The organism is Methanosarcina sp. WH1, assembly GCF_000970005.1.
Classification (GTDB): Archaea; Halobacteriota; Methanosarcinia; order Methanosarcinales; family Methanosarcinaceae; genus Methanosarcina.
The window spans coordinates 3,311,510-3,328,976 of the sequence record NZ_CP009504.1; the positions used below are offsets into that span (position 1 = coordinate 3,311,510).

Here is a 17,467-nt window from a genome sequence, read left to right on the forward strand (position 1 = left end):
AGATCGAATTTCTGACGCCAGTTAGAGCTCTGAAATTTCGTTATTTTTGATGAAAAAAATGATTGGTTTAATGAATGTTAATCAGGCTGATGAAAAATTCATCACCGTAATAAATGTATAGGAGAATATTATGAGATATTTTTGAATGTGAAGTTCAAACAAACTTTCCAGAGCACATTTGAACTTCACATGCCCTGAGGCAAGGAAATGATAGCTTTAAGAGTACTTAAGATTTGTCTGTTCTTGCCTCGGGAATAAAATCACGAGGTGAAAGAATGATTGCAAACAGAAAATTTTGGATTGGCTCACTATTTGCTGCAATGATGCTGGTAGGCATGGTGTTTGTGCCAGCAGTAAGTGGACATATTGATGAAAATTCTAATAAAGTTATAACAGAGAATAGCATAAGCTATACCGAAGTCGAACTAAAAGATCTCTATAGAAAATACAATATAACTGAAAACGATTTGGACTTTGCGAATAATGAACTGCCTTACTACTTAGAATTAACTATTTTGGACAGTAACTTGAGAGTTATAGCAAGTGAGACTGGCAAACCTCCTGAAGGTTTTAAAGAAGGAGACGATTATGATCTGATGATAAGCCATGAAGAGATGTTTGCCATAATAGATGGGGCCAGAGAAAAATACATCCAAAAATATGGAGTAGATCCGGCAAATCCTAAAATTGATGTTGTCAATGGTTATGCTCTTCCCAAAGAAGAAGCAAATAAATTGGTTGAGAGTGGAACATTGACTTTAGAAACCGATGCTTCAGAAAAAGAAATGCAAATAGAGATGGGGGATCTTACAAGAGATACTTTATTTTCCACATTATCTGTCGGTGTAAACCCATATGCAATAAATGGAATCATAAACGAATACGTTTTTGTAGCAACAGATTCACGACATAGGCCAACAGAAGCTATTACTCAGGATACTCACAATGCATTGTATAGATTTGAAAATTTCGGCATTGGAGTTAATGTTTACTGGTATTGGAATTATTGGGATGCTAGTGATGTCAATCCGGCCGATAGCACTCAGTCTGCTCTTTATGATTTAAAAGAAGATACTGGCTGGGTAAGAGACTCTGAGAATGATATGGTGATTGGCTGGACACATAACATGGACAATAATGGCAGAGCTTTTAGATGTGATATTAGTACAAATGGACCTTTTGCTATATGTGCGGACACTGCAGATGGTGTAGATTGGTCGCATGATAGCATTGTTCAGCATGAAGTTTCCCATAATTTCGATGCTGATGACGGAGGTTACTTCGCATACGAACATCCTGAGTGTATTATGAACTATGCATGGGCTTATGGCGGTACAAACATATGGTGCAGTTCATGCAATAGCGTTGTAGAGAACGGTATATGGAATTAAATACTGAGGGGTAAATCCCTCTTTTTAATATTTCTCACTTGAAAAAAGTCATATGTCAAGTTTTTACGGAGGTATAAATATTAAAAACTATCGAAAAATACTCATTTTTTTAGGAATTTTAATATTGATTTTGCTGAGCTATTTCGTTGTTTTCCCATTTTTATTGGTTGGACCTCCAGCACCTCTATTTTATGTATATAATAATGATCTTCAGAGTCACGAAATAACAGTTGAAGTATTTGATTCGTATAATGAATCTATATTCAAAGAAACGTATGAACTGGCTCCCGAAGAGCATATAGCACAACCCAAATCATCATGGCTGCTGCTTCGATGGTCGATGCCGTGGTCCAAAGGAAAATATACGTATTGGGCAGAGGGAGTGTATGAATTTAAAGTTAGTTTAGATAATGAAATCACAGATAACTGCAGAATACTCCCACATCCTTGGAATTCAGTGGTTATAGATATAGATGAAGTGAAGGATTCCAACTCTCCAATAAGTATGGGAATAGTAACCGTGTAACCTGCTGAAGCATGGGAAAGCTAAACTCAAAATTTCATCTCATGTGTCTTCGGTTAAGAAAGAAACCATAATAAATTGCCCTATTTCTACAACAGTTATCTAAAATTTTAATATAATATAGGCTGGAGCAGAGTATCGATTTTAGGAAAAGAGGGCAAAGTTTGAGATCGATTTATGGTACAAAATCGATAGCTTTCGGGCAAGAAAACTCCTTAACCGATGACCAATGAATTTCATATTGATTCTTGCATTTTGTGTAATCTATGAACTATGCATGGGCTTATGCTGGAACAAATATATGGTGCAGTTCGTGCTGGAGTACAGTAAATATGGCATATACAACTGAGTCTTCAGTTGTAGGTGAGCAAACCCCCAAAAACCAATATTTGACTCAAAACATCTACTTCCAAAAAATAATTTGAGTTCCTTATCTTGGAAATGGTTCTAAAATTCTTATTGGGATAGGAACAAAATTGGTTTTGGGATAATCTCGGTATAAAATTGCTGATTGATCGTATTCCAAATTTGCCGATCAATGGTATCCGAGAAATCAACAGGAATATATTCGCAGAGTAACAAGAATTATCCACAAAACGAATACTGGCTAAGAAGGAGATTTACTAATCTCCTTCTATTATAGAGGAATTTCAAATGCAAAATATCAGAAAAATACTTCTCTTCTTGATGATCATACCCATAGTTGCAATTTTGGGTTATTATGCATTGATATTTCTTCTGGGTGGTCCGGCTTTACCTAATTTTTTTGAAATCAGAAATAATGATGCAGGGACCCATGAAGTAACTGTAGAAATATTGGACTCACACAACAGTTCCATATTCAAAGAATCATACAAGCTTTATCCTGGTGAAAGGGCTTCAGAAGCAAAACCGTCCGGTCTTCAATATTCTACTGGAATGAAAAAATATACATTCAAGATTACACTGGATAATGAGTTTGAAGAGAAAAACATTCCAGTATCCTTACATCGCTGGAGCACCGCTGTCATAGATATAGATTCGGAAAATGAGGATCCAATACTGATAATGGTATATACGGTTTGAGAAGGTGACTATCCAGTTATTTTCTAACAAGTTTCTACATCACTGAAATTTTGTGAAGTCTGCCTTCCCTTTACAATACCAGAAAAGCCTCTCTCCCCATTCAATGGCCTTCGAGTCAGAAATGAACAAGCCTGTGCTTATGTCGTACTCAATACCTTCTTTTTTGTACAGGCTCAGAGAAAGGTGTTTGTCTGTAACAATGAGCCCAACTTTTATATCTTCATCCATAACCATTAATTTGAAGTTTTCATAATTTTTCAGTGCTTCTATTTTTTCTACATAAGGTGATCGCTTCAATTCTTCTGCAACATGAAGAGGAACTATAAGCTCGACAGGGACTCCTTCTTTCACCCTTTCAGAAATAGAATCGGCATATCCTTCGGTTACTACGGACGATATACCGTATATATGATCTGCTTCTTTAATCATTTTTAACTGGTTGTTGTAGACATTAAGGATCTTCGTGCCTCGATCCTTGAGGACTTCAGACTCATAAAGACATCCGATTTCTTTTAACAGAGGATTTGGAATTCCTTCGAGATAATGTCTCAACCAGAAATGTTTAAATTTATTAATTGTCCAAAATGTTACAAAAGAGTCAGCTATTCCTGAAGCCACAATTTTTCCTGCTGAAGTCAGGAAATACTCATGTTCTTTTGTTTCTATCAGATGATCCGCTTCGAGTTTCCTGAGCTTTGGAATGATTGCCTGGGATGTACTCTCGGTAATCTCACGCAGATGGGAAAGCTTTTTGCTGCCCCCGTTTAATGATAGAAGTATCTCTGTTAAAAGTCTTGACCTGTATATTGCCTGAACGTCATCATCCATCTTCTTATAAATTTCAAAATCGTTCATTTCCTGTCGCCGCATCTACAGATTTTTTTCCTCACTTTCTTATTAAATTGTTTTGACATAATATATTCTTTTCTTTTGTTGGGATATGCATGTTGTTGTCGTTTTGTTAATTTTATGGTTTAGTGAAGAAAATAACCTCAAGATTATTTGCTAAAAGTAAGATCGAATTTCTGACGCCAGTTAGAGCTCTGAAATTTCGTTATTTTTGATGAAAAAGAGGATTGGTTTAATTAATGTTAATCAGGCTGATGAAAAATTCATCACCATAATAAATGTATAGGAGAAGATTAAGAGAGATTTTTGAATGTGAAGTTCAAACAAACTTTCCAGAGCACATTTGAACTTCACATGCCCTGAGGCATGATTATGTTAGCTTTGCGAATATTTAAAGCTTGCTTGATCCTGCCTCGGGAATAAAATCACGAGGTAAAAGAATGGTTGCAAATAGAAAATTTGAAATTGGCGCACTACTTGCGGCAATGATGCTGGTAGGCATGACATTTGTACCAATGGTAAGTGCCCAAGCAGAAACATTGTCTGATAGCTCAGATGTCAAACAAGTTACCTTAACAATGGACCAAAAAGATGGGGTTCTGATAATTCCTCTAGATGACAAAAAGATCACTGACTTGAGCACAGCAAACACTACTAAAAAACGCATATGAAATTCTTTGAATAACAGGCACAACCAATGAAAGCATCGGGATACTTTCATGCCAAATCAGTGACGGCAAATCTTTCAGGAACCATAGATACGAACAACAAAGTTGTTCTTGAAGGCATAATCACACTTGACGGAGAAAATGATAAAGTTCAATTATCCGGTGAAGCGACTCAAGTGTTCATAGGATGGGATGTTCCAGAAGGAGCCAAACCTATTTGCTCTGAAGTAGGCAACATGACAATGACTCGCTATGAAGGCGCAAAAGAAATGTACGCAACATATGTAGATCTTCAAGATAAAAGTGGAAAATACAACTTACATGGTGAGTTCTATAAAGATGGAGCAGGAGGTCTTGTTGGAAAAGTTATGAATAATGGGGTCGAATGTGATCTGGGGCTCCTGGGATCATCTATCAGCATGTATGAAAATGTTAATCCAACTGTAACAACCAAAAGCAGTGAATTCATTACTGTTCCTCAAAGAAGTCAATGGGAAATATATTGGAACCAACAAGATTACGATGCTGCAAGCCAAGCTTGTGGTGAGACTTCTGCTGCAATGCTTGAAGAATACTGGTCAGGCAACCACCCAGAAATATGGGATATTTGGGTGTATAATAATTATGCTCCAATGAGCACTACTACAGCAAAAGCTTATCTTGATTCTGAAGGAATACATTTGACAAAAGGTGTTAGAACTGGATCATTTCTTTATACAACTGGTACAATTAAAAGTATGATAGATAATGGAAGACCCTTCTATCTTGTAGAAAATAGCAGATGGGGTGCATGCCATGCAGTAGTTCTCAGAGGATACGATGAGGACTTTATATAAAGAAGCGTAAAACCCCTGAGTCTTTAGCTCAGGGGATATAAGCGTCAACTTCAACCCTGATTTCGTATGTAATATTCTGCCGCATCTTTGCTAACATTACCGATAGTAGACGCAAAATATCCGTCACTCCATAACGTATTTTCACCCCAATAATATTTTTTCAGATATTCTTTTTGAGTTTTCCATAACCTGTTAGTAGATTCTTGTTTCAATTTTCTGACAATTGACAAAACGCTAACTTTCGGCTCACTCTTAATCAAGAAATGAATATGGTCTTTGTCAGTTTCCATTTCAAGGATTTCAAAGTTAGACTCTTTTGAAATATCAATAATAATCTGTTTGAGTTCTTCGCTAATTGGTTCAAGTATGACTTTTCGGTATTTGCAAACAAAAATAACATGGTACATTAACAAAAATTTGCTATGATTCCGTGTTTCATACTTCCTATTTACCAAAAAGTATATATGTTGTTAAAGCATATCATACCTTTGTATGATGAAAGCGTTCAAATTTAGACTCTATCCTACAACTACACAAGCTGTCCAGTTGAATCAGCATATAGGTAGCTGTAGATTTGTCTATAATTGGGCACTTGACCAGAAAATTAAAACTTATGAGCAGACAGGAAAATCAATATCCAGATTTGACTTAAACAAATTAATTCCTACTCTAAAGGCTTCTAATGAGTGGTTAGGAGAAGTTAACTCTCAATCATTACAGGGGATGACTAAGCAGGTTGAGTCTGCTTTCACTCGATTTTTTAGAGAAAAAACAGGATTTCCAAAGTTCAAATCAAAAAAGAATCCTATACAATCTTTTCCTGTACCTCAACATTACACTGTAGACTTTGAAAATAATACTATCAAACTTCCTAAAATAGAACCCATTAAAGCGGTTCTTCATAGAAGGTTTGAAGGGGAACTTAAAACAGCTACGGTATCAAGGACTTGTAAAGGTCATTACTATATCAGTATCCTTGTTGAAGATGGAAAAGAATTTCCAGTAAAGGAAGCTTTCACAGAATCAACAACAGTAGGTATAGATGTAGGTATCAAGGATTTTGCAGTCATTTCTACAGGTGAAAAGGTTGAAAATCCTAAATACCTGAAAAACTCACTTCAAAGACTCAAAGTACTTCAGAAAAGAGTATCAAGGAAACAGAAAGGCTCTAAAAATAGGGCAAAAGTCAAAAAGAGGCTTGCTGTACTCCATGACAAAATAGCTAATCAGAGAAATGACTTCCAGAACAAACTCTCTTTTAAACTTGTTAGCGAAAACCAAGCTGTAGCTCTGGAAACTCTGAATGTTAAAGGCATGGTTAAGAATCATCATTTAGCACAGGCTATAAGCGATTCCGCATGGAGTAGCTTTGTAACAAAATTAGAGTATAAAGCTGAATGGTTGGGGAAGACGGTTTTGAGAATAGGACAATTTGAACCCTCTTCTAAGCTCTGTAGTGTGTGTGGATACCACAATAAAGAACTACAGTTAAAAGATAGAGAATGGACTTGTCCAGACTGTAAAACCAAACATGATAGAGACATAAATGCCGCAATTAACATCAAAAAATTTGCACTAATAGATCAAAATCTAATTGGATTATGACACCGTAGGAACTACGGGGATGAGCTTGGGGACTTGCCCTCAAAAGAGGGAGGAATGAACCAAGAAGCCACTCAGTCTTTAGCTGAGTGGTAGTTCACGATAGACCCATACTTCCTATTAAACGATCCAAACACCTGGACTGGTACAAATACACTTTATTGGTACGATACAGATAGTCCTAACTTCAACTATGAAGAAAATGTTTATGAGTTCATAGGGTCAAGTGATCTGTATTCAAATGGATATTCCTTCTTGGGATAAGAGAATGAAATGAAAAATTTAAAGTGAACTATCATTAGTTCATTTCTCTTTTTTGATATAAGTAAGCAGGCGATCATATGGAATTCAAAAATATCTCTACTATACTGCTGATTATTTTCACAATCAACTGCGCATCTGCTACTACAATTACTGTAGATATTAATAATGAAAATAGCAGTAATTTCTCTTCTATACAGGAAGCAATAAACTTTGCACAGGAAAATGACTCAATACTGATTTATAAAGGGAACTATTCGGAAACTCTCACTATCGATAAACAACTAAAAATCAGTTCTATTTCTCACAATCCAGAAGACGTGATTCTCAACTCTGACATTTCTTCTATACCAGTAATTCACGTTAAATCAAACAATGTTGAAATAACCGGCTTGATAATTCTTGAAGACAGCAACGAAAGTCAAATCTCAGGAATCTATTTAGACAACGTCAATAACTCACTTATTCAAAACAATATTATTTCAAATTTTCAGGATGGCATTGTTCTAAATGCCTCTTCCGGCTGCAGTATTGAAAATAATACTCTATTTTCAAACACTTTGCATGGAATCTATCTAATTAATTCGGCGGGCAACGATTTGAAGAACAATCTCATCACTGAAAATAAACGTGGTCTTTACTTGAACCTATCAAATCAAAATACTTTAGTTAATAACAATGCCAGTAATAATGAAAACTATGGAATTGCTCTCAGGAAATCAAATGCCAATAATTTAACTAATAACCAATTTTTCATGAACAAATATGGGCTTTGTCTAACTGTCTCTCATGAAAATGTAATAGCAGATAACGTTGCCAGTAACAACAAACAATCCGGCTTTCTTTTATGGATATCCGAGTCAAATAACTTAAAAGATGACATTTTCATAGAGAATGGAAACTCAGGCATCTATCTCCTGGCTTCTGAGAAAAATACTTTAATTAGAAACATTTTATCTAACAATTCCAATGGCATTTCAATCGGAGATTCCAGCAATAACCTTGTTGCGAACAACACTTTTAATTTTAATAAAGAGTACGGCATATTCTACTTCTACTCTAATTTAAACAAAAATAACACTATCAAGGAGAATATTTTTTTAGATAATAAAAAAGGAGATGATAATCTAACCTCTTCCTCCATGCCAATTTATACTATCCTTATTCTTCTAACAGGAATCGGTCTTGCATTTTACTTAATTAGAAAACCTTTGTCGAAAAAAGCCCTTAAAAGCTTAGGCATTTTAATAGTAATATTTTTGATTGCAATTATTGCCTGGTACTTCCCGTTTGAATCGGGTCTTCCCGGGAAAAATGTAGAGATTACTAATTTTAGTTGGTATAATTCCTCCAAAATTAATGAAACGCGCACACAGGTTACTCTATCAATGGATATTAATTACAGGAATAAACAAGCATACGATTACAGTTTTGCCGAAGATTCACAAACTGATGTTATCCCTACAAGGATCCAGATATTCTCAAGGGAATATAATCCAGACGAAGGCGAAGAAATACCTTATACGCTGCTTTCTGAAGAAGATATTACTTTAACATACCGAAAACCATTCAAGTACGAAACTACTCTCGATTTAGAAAACGACATGGAATACGACGTTCAGACGATAATTGTGTTCAAACGAGAATTTGATTATCCGAACCCATATGGAGAAGAAACAAGGTGGGAACTACTTGGAGGGTGGCAGCAGCTGATATCAACCTGAACAACTTCTCATTTTATTTTTTTCTCCCTGTTCGGGCAGACATTTAACTGTTTAACTATTTAACTCACAAATCTTCAGCTTTCCAGTCAGATAAATACCTGACTTTCTGCTCTCTTTTCACAGGTTCTTGTTTGAAATGGCAGAATATTAATATTACTTTATTAATATGACCTCACAAGTTTCAATTATACTAACTTTAAGTAAAATGGGTTCTGACCTATATTCTATCTTTAAAATATGACGCCACTTTCGGTTATCGTTAATTTGTAAATCTTATTTCTCTCTGACTTCCATTAAAATCTCTGAATTCAATTAAAAAAGAAACCATTAATTCATGATTGCCATGACAAATCCACCAAGACTTATCGCATGGGAACTTACTGCGGGCTGCAATCTTAACTGCGTGCACTGCAGGGGATCTTCCACTTCCTCGGTTCCTGAAGGTGAGCTTACAACCGAAGAAGCTAAACATTTCATTGATGAGGTTGTAGAGCTTGGAAAGCCAATCCTCATCGTGAGCGGAGGCGAACCTCTTACCAGAGCGGATGTCTTCGAAATCGCACGTTACGGGACGGATGCAGGGCTCAGAGTAGTGCTCGCAACAAACGGCACCCTCTTGACCACTGAAATCGTGGAAAAACTAAAAGCTGCAGGAGTTCAGAGGCTAAGCATTAGCCTTGACGGAGCGATTGCAAAGACCCATGATGAGTTTCGGGGTGTGCCAGGAGCTTTTGATAGGACTCTTGCGGGCATCGAAGTTCTCAGGAAAGCAGATTTTCCTTTCCAGATCAACACAACGATTTCAAAACGCAACCTTGAGGAGGTCCCGAAGACCTTTGAGCTTGCAAAAGAGCTGGGAGCAGTTGCGTACCACGTCTTTTTCCTTGTGCCAACAGGCAGGGGAGAAGAGTCTGATGAAGTTTCTCCAGCAGACTATGAACGTGTCCTGAACTGGTTCTATGACATGCAAAAAGAATCGAAAATCCAGTTGAAAGCAACCTGTGCTCCCCACTATTTCAGGATAATGCGCCAGCGGGCAAAAAAAGAAGGCATCGAGATCTCCGTCAAGACCCACGGCTACGAAGCCATGACAAAGGGCTGCCTCGGAGGGACGGGCTTCTGCTTTGTGTCAAGCATTGGAGAAGTCTATCCTTGTGGTTACCTTCCTATACTTGCCGGAAATATAAGGAAACAGACTTTCAAAGACGTCTGGGAAAACTCCGAGGTTTTCAGGAAACTGAGAGATCCCGAAGAACTTAAAGGAAAGTGCGGGATATGTGAATATAAAAAAGTCTGCGGAGGCTGCAGGGCAAGAGCCTATGCTGCCACAGGCGACTATCTCGAAGAAGAGCCTTACTGTATCTACAGGCCCGGAAAAAAGTGATCGTGATCGAGATGATTGGCATTGATAATTTAAAAGATCAGCTCCGGAAAGAGGCCGTCGATTTTTCCTGTGACATGGATCCTTATGACGGGGAAGTTCCGGTAATAAGACTTGATGAAACCGACAAAAGAATCCTCAACCTTATCCAGCAGGAAGTCCCTCTCGAAGTCGAACCTTTTGCCAGGTTAGGGGAGATTCTCGGGATTCCGGAAATTGAGGTAATTGAAAGGCTGCGTGAACTCAACAGGAAAGGGGCAGTAAGAAGGGTAGGCCCTGTCCTCAGTATGAGAAATATGGGGGGTGTAAGCACTCTTGTAGCCCTGAAAGTGCCTGATTCCCGCGTAGAGGAAATTGCTATTTTAATTAACGAGTATCCAGAAGTTTCCCATAATTATCTCAGAAGTGCTGCACAATATAATCTCTGGTTTACACTTTCTGCTTCAAATAAAGACAGGCTTGAGAGGATTCTCAGCGAAATTCGGGAGAAAACAGGCTGTCCTCTTCTTGATCTCCCTACAAAGCACCTGTTTAAGATTCAGGTAAAGTTTGATATCAGGTGAAATTATGGATAAAACGGATGTAAAACTGCTAAAACTCGTGCAGGACGGAATTCCAATCACTCATTCTCCTTTCAAAGGGTTTGCTTCTGAACTTGGAATCAGTGAACAGGAGGTTGTTGACAGGCTTAAAAACCTCCAGAAAGCTGGAAAGATCCGTCGCTTTGCGGCTTCAATCGGGCACAGAGCTATAGGCATAAAAGCCAATGCAATGTGCGTCTGGAATGTTCCTGATGAGCAGATCGAAAAGGTAGGGAATATCATGGCTGAATTTCCCGAAGTTACGCACTGTTATGAACGCCCCCGCTATCCAGACTGGCAGTATAACCTGTTTACAATGGTCCATTCCTATAACCCCGAAGACTGCAAAAAAGTGGCTGAGAAGATTTCAGAAGCCACAGGGATTAAGGACTACACCCTTTTCTTCAGTGAAAAAGAGTTCAAAAAAACCGGAGTCAGGCTTTAAGGGCGAACTATTAATTCATCTTATATTTCGAGGTCCCTGAAAATGGCGAAAACAAATAATTTTCTCCCCCTCATGCTTGACCTTTCAGGCAGGAAAATAGTGATTTTCGGAGGCGGGTCTGTCGGGGAGCGCAAAGCTGAACTTTTCTGCGACTGCGCAGACACCATTGTTGTCAGCCTCGACTTTTCCGAAAGGCTGTATGAACTTGAGACTTCAGGACAGGTCAGGCTGTCAAAACTTGACCTTACGGAAGCCAAGGATTCCGAACTCAGAGAAATTATCTCAGGGGCTTTTCTTGTTATTCCGGCAACCAGCAGTTCCGAACTTAACCGGAAAATAACTGATATTGCCGAAGAAAGCGATATTTTGATTAATCAGGTGGATGCTTTAGGTAATGTTGTAATCCCCTCGGTCATCAAAAGAGAAGACCTTGTAATAGGCATTTCCACTCTCGGGCACAGTCCCGCGGTTTCAAAATATACCCGTAAACAGATAGAAAATGTAATAACCCCTGCATATTCTGAAATGATCCGGCTTCAGGACGAGCTCAGAAGCTACCTAAAACTGCATGTAAAAGAACAGAAGAAAAGGAAAGCTCTTCTCTGGAGAGTCCTTGAAAGTGAAAATGTATGGGACGGCTTTTCCGAATCATATGAAAAGGCAACAGAAATTGCGTACTCAATAATCTCCGACAATCTCGAGTAATCTCCAATACTCTCGAGTAATCGCAGAGATTCAGACAAGCAAAATCAGACTGGAAAAGCGCAGGAAACATTGAAAGAAAAAGGACTACTTTGAGAAAGAAAACGTCCTGTGAATGAAAAAGCTTTTAATTATTATCCTTTTAATTACCTTCTAATAACCCTTTAAATAGAAACCCTTTGGTGAAAAATGGCTGAGGATTTCTGGACAAAGTTTAATTTACAACTCCTTATATTAATCATTTTATTTCCTGTATTCATTCTATCCGGAGGCTCTCTGTGACAGAAATCTCAAGTATGGTTATATCCCATAAAAAAGCGAAGGTTGAAGAAATGGAGTCCGCCTGGCACGGAGATCTGGACGGGCTGCTCCATAACCTGTACCACCATGAGTATGTATACGAATGCGTTGTCTTAAAAACCTGTAACCGTGTTGAAATCTACGTTGTTTCTCCCAAAAGCAGCAGCATACTTTTCTCTTTTGCAAAAGAAATGGGAGCTTCCACCCATATTATCGACTTTTACGGGCACGATGAGTCTCTGGAACACCTGCTCAGGCTTTCAGGGGGGCTCGAGTCCATGATTGTAGGAGAAGACCAGATCCTGGGGCAGATAAAGGATCTCTATGCCTATTCCAAGAAAACGGGAACAACTGGGAAGATCCTTGATACGGCTTTTGAAAAAGCTATCCAGGTGGGTAAGAGGATCCGGAACGAAACCCGGATCAATAAAGGTTCGGTTTCCATAGGTTCGGCAGCTGTAGACCTTGCTGAAGATATCTTCGGAGGGCTCACAGGAAAATCCGTGCTTGTAATCGGAGCCGGGGAAATAGGGGTTCTGGTTGCAAAGGCTCTTGCCGAAAAGGATATTCAGGCTATTTACATTGCAAACCGTACCTTTAAAAAAGCTGAAGAAATCGCCTACGAGCTCGGAGGGCACGCGGTAAAGCTTAATGATATAAGAGACTATCTGCCGGGCGCGGATGTCGTGATCAGCGGCACTGGAGCTCCCCATTATATCCTTACACGGGAGATCGTTGAAGAAGCCGTGAAAGGCAGGGACAGAAAACTCCTTCTTATCGATATCGCAAACCCCAGGGATATTGAGGAATCCGTCGTGGAGCTCGAAAATGTGGAACTCTGTAATATCGATAATCTGAGGGTCATCAGTGAAAAGACCCTGAAGATGCGAAAAGAAGAAGCAAAAAAGGCTGAAGAGATTATTCAAGAAGAGATCAGGCTTTTAAATCTCCAATACAAGCGCCAGAAAGCCGACCGTTTGATTTCCGAACTTTACCGGCAGGTCTATGATGTCCGCATAAGGGAACGGGAAAAAGCAGTCAACCGGCTCAGTGCCTATCATACTATCGGGGAGATAGAAACCGAGGTGCTTGACGATCTTACCCATTCAATCGTTAACAAGATCCTTGCCGAGCCTACCAAAGTCCTCCGCCAGGCTGCCGAACTTGGAAACGAAGAGTTTCTGGATGTGGTATCAAGAGTCTTCTGCCTCGATAAAGACAGGGCGAAGCTTGAAAACGTGAAACCCGTCTGCGCAAAAGAACAGGTACGGGTTAAAGAGCAATATGCTGTAAAAGATTAAGGCAGAAATGTACAGAAAAACAGAAACAATGTACAGGAAGGCAGAAGCAATTCACAGGCAGAAATAATTTTCAAATTGAAGCAATTTACAGGTAAAGAAGTTCATATTTCAGAAAGCAACTAACATGTAAAACAATTAATATTTCAGGAGTGATCACATGTTTCCAGAAGTCAGGTTAAGAAGGTTAAGAAAGGGAAAAATCAGGGATCTTATACGTGAAACCACGTTGTCAGTAGACGACCTTGTCCAGCCTATTTTTGTAAACGAAAATATTGATTCCCCCGTTGAGATTTCTTCCATGCCCGGAATATATAATTTCCCGCTCTCCGGGGTCGTAAAAGAGGCAAAAGAGATTGCAGAGCTCGGGATTCCTGCAGTGATCCTTTTCGGAGTGCCTGCATTCAAGGACGCAGAAGGAAGCTCTTCCTGCGGGGAAACGGATGTTGTCCAGGAAGCTGTGAGGAGGATCAAAGCAGAGCTTGGAGACAAACTTGTTGTGATCACTGATATCTGTATGTGCGAATTCACAAGCCACGGGCACTGCGGAATAGTTGATTTTGAAACTCAAGAAGTCCTTAACGACCCTACCCTTGAAGTCCTGGGAAAGATTGCTGTTAGCCATGCAAGAGCCGGAGCCGATATGGTAGCTCCATCGGGAATGATGGACGGGATGGTAGATGCAATCCGTGCAGCTCTTGACTTAAGCAGGTTTGAGAACATTCCCATTATGTCCTATGCTGCAAAATACCATTCCTGTTTCTACGGACCTTTCAGAGAAGCTGCCGAATCCGGGTATTCCTTCGGGGACCGCTCGACCTACCAGATGGACCCTGCAAACAGTGACGAGGCTCTCCGGGAAGTAACCCTTGATATTGCAGAAGGAGCGGACATCCTTATGGTAAAGCCTGCGCTTCCCTACCTGGACATCATATACCAAGTCAAGAGCGAGTTCGGTATGCCAACAGCTGCATACAACGTAAGTGGAGAGTATTCCATGATCAAAGCAGCCGCAGCCAACGGGTGGATTGATGAGAAAAAAGCCATTTACGAGTCTCTTATTTCGATCAAGAGGGCGGGAGCGGATTTCATAATCACTTACTTTGCAAAGGATGCTGCCCGAATGCTGAAGTAACAGCTCCTTTTTCAGGCATTCCTGTCTTTAAGGAGCTTCAGTCCGGGCTTTCGTTCCCGTCTCCCTTTCTTACCTTTTGTTTTTAAACCTGTCTTTTGTCTGTATGCTATCATCAATGGTTGTTTCCATCAATAACTGCTTAATAGGTGAAGGCTCTGTTATAAAGATAAATACATAGCACAGAATAGAGCATTAGCTTAATCCGGAAGCTCAGTCCTGGAAGCCCACTCGAAAAAGAAAGCCTGCCTCATTTAAAAATTAACTTTAAGCCAGGAGTTCATTTCAGTCCGGAAATTGGCCTTTATTTAAGGTCTTTTTAGCTCGAAAGTCGCTTTAATTTACTCCCTTTGATTTACTCCCTTAAATCTATTTACAACCCTTTATCAAATACTTAAATTCATCCGGTGAGATTTACATGACGTTTGAGGTAACACTTGATAAGTCCAGACAGATATATGAGAAAGCAAAGACCCTCATCCCTGGCGGGGTTAGCAGTCCGGTGCGCGCAATCAAACCCTATCCTTTCTATACCGCTTCTGCGAACGGTTCGAAGATAAGGGACCTTGACGGAAACGAATATATTGACTACTGCCTTGCCTACGGTCCTGCTATCCTCGGGCACGCCCATCCGGTAATAAAGGAGGCAATAAAAACTCAGCTCGATAAAGGCTGGCTCTACGGGACTCCCACCGAGCTTGAAGTAACCCTCGCAGAAAAGGTTGCAAACTATTATCCCAGCATTGATATGCTCCGTTTTGTTTCTACAGGCACGGAATCCACCATGAGTGCCCTCCGCCTTGCGCGTGGCTTTACACGTAAAAATAAATTTATAAAGATTGAAGGCGGGTTTCACGGCGCCCATGATGCGGTGCTCGTAAAGGCAGGTTCAGGGGCCACTACTCTTGGAGAGCCTGATTCCCTCGGCATTCCTGCAGATTTCACCAAACATACCCTGCAGGCTCCTTATAACGATATTGAAACAATGACCGCACTTGTGGAAAAGAATCGGGACGATCTTGCAGCAGTAATTATAGAGCCTGTAATGGGAAATATAGGCCCTGTTCTCCCGTTACCCGGGTACCTGGAAGAACTCAGAAAACTCACACTGGAAAATGATGTTCTGCTCATATTCGATGAGGTAATTACCGGATTCAGGCTCGCAATGGGTGGGGCGCAGGAATACTTCGGGGTCGTGCCCGACATGACTACCCTCGGAAAGATCGTAGGTGGAGGCCTGCCAATAGGGGTCTTTGGCGGCCGCCGGGAAATCATGGAAATGATCTCACCTTCCGGGCCTGTCTATCAGGCAGGGACCTTCAGCGGAAGCCCCTGCTCGGTGGCTGCGGGCATTGCTGTGCTTGATTACCTGAAAGAGGAAAATATTCACGCAAAGCTGAATGCAACTGGAGATTACATGCGCACTGTGCTCTCGGAAATCGTTGAGGACGAAGGGCTTGACTATAATGTTTGCGGAATTGCTTCCATGTTCAAGATCTTCTTCGGGGCAGAGCCTCATAACTACCAGGAAGTCCTTAAATGTGACAAGGATGGTTACTTTGCTTTCTTCCACAGGATGCTTGCAAGCGGGGTTTTCCTGCCCCCATCCCAGTTTGAGACCAACTTCATATCTGCAGCTCACAGCAAAGAAGACCTTGAAAAGACCCTCGAAGCTTATATGGAAAATCTCTGAAGATTTTATCTTTTAAAACGTTTGAGGATTCCAAATGATAATAGGTACCCGGGGCAGCCAGCTTGCGCTTGCCCAGACCAAGAATGTTGCGCGCCTGCTTGAGGAGCGGGGCGTTGAAACCAGTATAAAGATTATAAAAACCAGCGGAGACCGGTTTACTGACCGCCCTCTGCATGCCGTATCCGGAGGAGTCGGGGCTTTTGTCCGGGAACTTGACGATGTCATGCTTGCAGGAGAGATCGATATTGCTGTCCACTCGATGAAGGACATGCCCACAATCCGTCCACAGGCGATTCCCACTGTTGCAATTCTGGAGCGTGACACTCCATTTGATTTCCTGCTCACGTACGACGGGACTACTCTTGACGAACTGCCTGAACAGTCTATTATAGGCACCAGCTCCCTGAGAAGGGCTGCCCAGATCCGGCGTTACAGGCCTGACCTTATTACTCAGGAGCTCCGGGGCAATATTGACACCAGGCTCAGGAAGCTTAAAGAAGGGCAGTATGACGGTATCCTGCTAGCAAAAGCAGGGCTTGAGCGTATGGGCTGGGACCTTGAAGGAGAAATCCTTTCCCCTGAATTTTTCTGCCCTTCCCCGAACCAGGGTACGGTTGCAGTGGTGACGAGGGCAGGCACTGAGGCTGAAGCTGCGGTTTCCAAACTTGACCATACCGAGAGCCGGATTGTTACCGAACTCGAACGTATCCTTATCTCCGAACTCGAAGGTGGGTGTACAACCCCTATTGGTTCCTATGCCGAGCTTAAACCTGATAAGAAAGAAATTCATGTTCTGGCTGAAGTCCTTTCCCTGGACGGCAGAGAAGTTGTTCGGGTTGAGGAGTCTATCCCGATGCTTGGAGGTATCGAGAAAGCCAGGGAACTGGGGCACAGGCTTGTGGAGATGGGGGGTAGGAGGCTGGCTGAAGAAGCGCTCCTTCAGATCTCCAGAGATGCATGCGGTACGGAAAGTTCATACGATTATTGATACAGAGACTGCCTGCGAGCAGGATATG

17 protein-coding genes are annotated in these 17,467 nt (G+C 40.7%); 15 read left to right on the forward strand and 2 right to left on the reverse strand.

Annotation, left to right across the window (positions count from 1 at the left end; translation table 11 throughout):
* Positions 1-275: 275 nt before the first annotated feature.
* The 3 genes from MSWH1_RS17660 (at position 276) to MSWH1_RS19745 (ending at position 2,979) form a co-directional block, all read left to right on the forward strand.
* The gene (locus MSWH1_RS17660) at positions 276-1,391 is read left to right on the forward strand and encodes a M12 family metallo-peptidase (protein ID WP_052722716.1); all 1,116 of its coding nucleotides are present in this window, start codon (positions 276-278) and stop codon (positions 1,389-1,391) included.
* 52 nt (positions 1,392-1,443) lie between these two features.
* Positions 1,444-1,917 carry a hypothetical protein gene (locus MSWH1_RS14565; RefSeq protein ID WP_052722715.1) on the forward strand — a complete coding sequence of 158 codons (474 nt, stop codon included), beginning with the start codon at positions 1,444-1,446 and terminating at the stop codon, positions 1,915-1,917.
* Positions 1,918-2,568: 651 nt separating this feature from the next.
* Positions 2,569-2,979: a hypothetical protein gene (locus tag MSWH1_RS19745; protein ID WP_197073934.1), complete on the forward strand. Its 411-nt coding sequence runs from the start codon at positions 2,569-2,571 to the stop codon at positions 2,977-2,979.
* Between the two features lie 39 nt (positions 2,980-3,018).
* On the opposite strand, the gene MSWH1_RS14575 is transcribed toward MSWH1_RS19745, so the two are convergent.
* On the reverse strand, positions 3,019-3,834 hold the full coding sequence (locus tag MSWH1_RS14575) for a winged helix-turn-helix domain-containing protein (RefSeq protein ID WP_048129672.1): 816 nt from the start codon (positions 3,832-3,834) through the stop codon (positions 3,019-3,021).
* 434 nt (positions 3,835-4,268) lie between these two features.
* Between MSWH1_RS14575 and MSWH1_RS14580 the strand changes: the two genes are divergently transcribed.
* Together MSWH1_RS14580 and MSWH1_RS14585 are read left to right on the forward strand one after the other, a co-directional pair.
* Positions 4,269-4,499, forward strand: a complete 231-nt coding sequence (locus MSWH1_RS14580) for a hypothetical protein (RefSeq protein ID WP_048129674.1) — start codon at positions 4,269-4,271, stop codon at positions 4,497-4,499.
* Positions 4,500-4,525: 26 nt separating this feature from the next.
* The gene (locus MSWH1_RS14585; protein WP_048129676.1) at positions 4,526-5,332 is read left to right on the forward strand and encodes a C39 family peptidase; all 807 of its coding nucleotides are present in this window, start codon (positions 4,526-4,528) and stop codon (positions 5,330-5,332) included.
* Between the two features lie 50 nt (positions 5,333-5,382).
* On the opposite strand, the gene tnpA is transcribed toward MSWH1_RS14585, so the two are convergent.
* Positions 5,383-5,796, reverse strand: a complete 414-nt coding sequence (gene tnpA, locus MSWH1_RS14590) for an IS200/IS605 family transposase (protein WP_156148203.1) — start codon at positions 5,794-5,796, stop codon at positions 5,383-5,385.
* A 28-nt stretch (positions 5,797-5,824) separates the two neighbouring features.
* Between tnpA and tnpB the strand changes: the two genes are divergently transcribed.
* From tnpB to hemC, 10 genes are all read left to right on the forward strand, one after another.
* Positions 5,825-6,937: an IS200/IS605 family element RNA-guided endonuclease TnpB gene (tnpB, locus tag MSWH1_RS14595; RefSeq protein ID WP_048129679.1), complete on the forward strand. Its 1,113-nt coding sequence runs from the start codon at positions 5,825-5,827 to the stop codon at positions 6,935-6,937.
* 338 nt (positions 6,938-7,275) lie between these two features.
* Entirely contained in the window at positions 7,276-8,919 is a 1,644-nt protein-coding gene (locus tag MSWH1_RS14600; protein ID WP_048129680.1) for a right-handed parallel beta-helix repeat-containing protein, read from the forward strand.
* Between the two features lie 334 nt (positions 8,920-9,253).
* Positions 9,254-10,303 (forward strand): heme b synthase, encoded by a 1,050-nt coding sequence (gene ahbD, locus MSWH1_RS14605; RefSeq protein WP_048129681.1) that lies wholly within the window; start codon positions 9,254-9,256, stop codon positions 10,301-10,303.
* Between the two features lie 11 nt (positions 10,304-10,314).
* Positions 10,315-10,863 carry a siroheme decarboxylase subunit alpha gene (ahbA, locus tag MSWH1_RS14610; protein WP_048130641.1) on the forward strand — a complete coding sequence of 183 codons (549 nt, stop codon included), beginning with the start codon at positions 10,315-10,317 and terminating at the stop codon, positions 10,861-10,863.
* Positions 10,864-10,867: 4 nt separating this feature from the next.
* The gene (gene ahbB / locus MSWH1_RS14615; protein WP_048129682.1) at positions 10,868-11,326 is read left to right on the forward strand and encodes a siroheme decarboxylase subunit beta; all 459 of its coding nucleotides are present in this window, start codon (positions 10,868-10,870) and stop codon (positions 11,324-11,326) included.
* Between the two features lie 42 nt (positions 11,327-11,368).
* Entirely contained in the window at positions 11,369-12,031 is a 663-nt protein-coding gene (locus MSWH1_RS14620; protein ID WP_048129683.1) for a bifunctional precorrin-2 dehydrogenase/sirohydrochlorin ferrochelatase, read from the forward strand.
* Positions 12,032-12,306: 275 nt separating this feature from the next.
* Entirely contained in the window at positions 12,307-13,629 is a 1,323-nt protein-coding gene (gene hemA, locus MSWH1_RS14625; protein WP_048129684.1) for a glutamyl-tRNA reductase, read from the forward strand.
* 157 nt (positions 13,630-13,786) lie between these two features.
* Positions 13,787-14,761, forward strand: a complete 975-nt coding sequence (hemB, locus tag MSWH1_RS14630) for a porphobilinogen synthase (RefSeq protein ID WP_048129685.1) — start codon at positions 13,787-13,789, stop codon at positions 14,759-14,761.
* A 415-nt stretch (positions 14,762-15,176) separates the two neighbouring features.
* Positions 15,177-16,451 (forward strand): glutamate-1-semialdehyde 2,1-aminomutase, encoded by a 1,275-nt coding sequence (gene hemL / locus MSWH1_RS14635; RefSeq protein ID WP_048129686.1) that lies wholly within the window; start codon positions 15,177-15,179, stop codon positions 16,449-16,451.
* A gap of 34 nt (positions 16,452-16,485) precedes the next feature.
* Complete coding sequence (gene hemC / locus MSWH1_RS14640; RefSeq protein ID WP_048129687.1) at positions 16,486-17,439, forward strand: hydroxymethylbilane synthase; 954 nt, start codon at positions 16,486-16,488, stop codon at positions 17,437-17,439.
* Positions 17,440-17,467: the final 28 nt, after the last annotated feature.

What these genes read in the sequence shown, in the direction of transcription:
- MSWH1_RS17660 (WP_052722716.1), top strand. Translation starts at nt 276, where the DNA reads ATGATTGCAAACAGAAAATTTTGGATTGGCTCACTATTTGCTGCAATG.
- MSWH1_RS14565 (WP_052722715.1), top strand. Translation starts at nt 1,444, where the DNA reads ATGTCAAGTTTTTACGGAGGTATAAATATTAAAAACTATCGAAAAATA.
- MSWH1_RS19745 (WP_197073934.1), top strand. Translation starts at nt 2,569, where the DNA reads ATGCAAAATATCAGAAAAATACTTCTCTTCTTGATGATCATACCCATA.
- MSWH1_RS14575 (WP_048129672.1), bottom strand. Translation starts at nt 3,834, where the DNA reads ATGAACGATTTTGAAATTTATAAGAAGATGGATGATGACGTTCAGGCA.
- MSWH1_RS14580 (WP_048129674.1), top strand. Translation starts at nt 4,269, where the DNA reads ATGGTTGCAAATAGAAAATTTGAAATTGGCGCACTACTTGCGGCAATG.
- MSWH1_RS14585 (WP_048129676.1), top strand. Translation starts at nt 4,526, where the DNA reads ATGAAAGCATCGGGATACTTTCATGCCAAATCAGTGACGGCAAATCTT.
- tnpB (WP_048129679.1), top strand. Translation starts at nt 5,825, where the DNA reads ATGATGAAAGCGTTCAAATTTAGACTCTATCCTACAACTACACAAGCT.
- MSWH1_RS14600 (WP_048129680.1), top strand. Translation starts at nt 7,276, where the DNA reads ATGGAATTCAAAAATATCTCTACTATACTGCTGATTATTTTCACAATC.
- ahbD (WP_048129681.1), top strand. Translation starts at nt 9,254, where the DNA reads ATGATTGCCATGACAAATCCACCAAGACTTATCGCATGGGAACTTACT.
- ahbA (WP_048130641.1), top strand. Translation starts at nt 10,315, where the DNA reads ATGATTGGCATTGATAATTTAAAAGATCAGCTCCGGAAAGAGGCCGTC.
- ahbB (WP_048129682.1), top strand. Translation starts at nt 10,868, where the DNA reads ATGGATAAAACGGATGTAAAACTGCTAAAACTCGTGCAGGACGGAATT.
- MSWH1_RS14620 (WP_048129683.1), top strand. Translation starts at nt 11,369, where the DNA reads ATGGCGAAAACAAATAATTTTCTCCCCCTCATGCTTGACCTTTCAGGC.
- hemB (WP_048129685.1), top strand. Translation starts at nt 13,787, where the DNA reads ATGTTTCCAGAAGTCAGGTTAAGAAGGTTAAGAAAGGGAAAAATCAGG.
- hemL (WP_048129686.1), top strand. Translation starts at nt 15,177, where the DNA reads ATGACGTTTGAGGTAACACTTGATAAGTCCAGACAGATATATGAGAAA.
- hemC (WP_048129687.1), top strand. Translation starts at nt 16,486, where the DNA reads ATGATAATAGGTACCCGGGGCAGCCAGCTTGCGCTTGCCCAGACCAAG.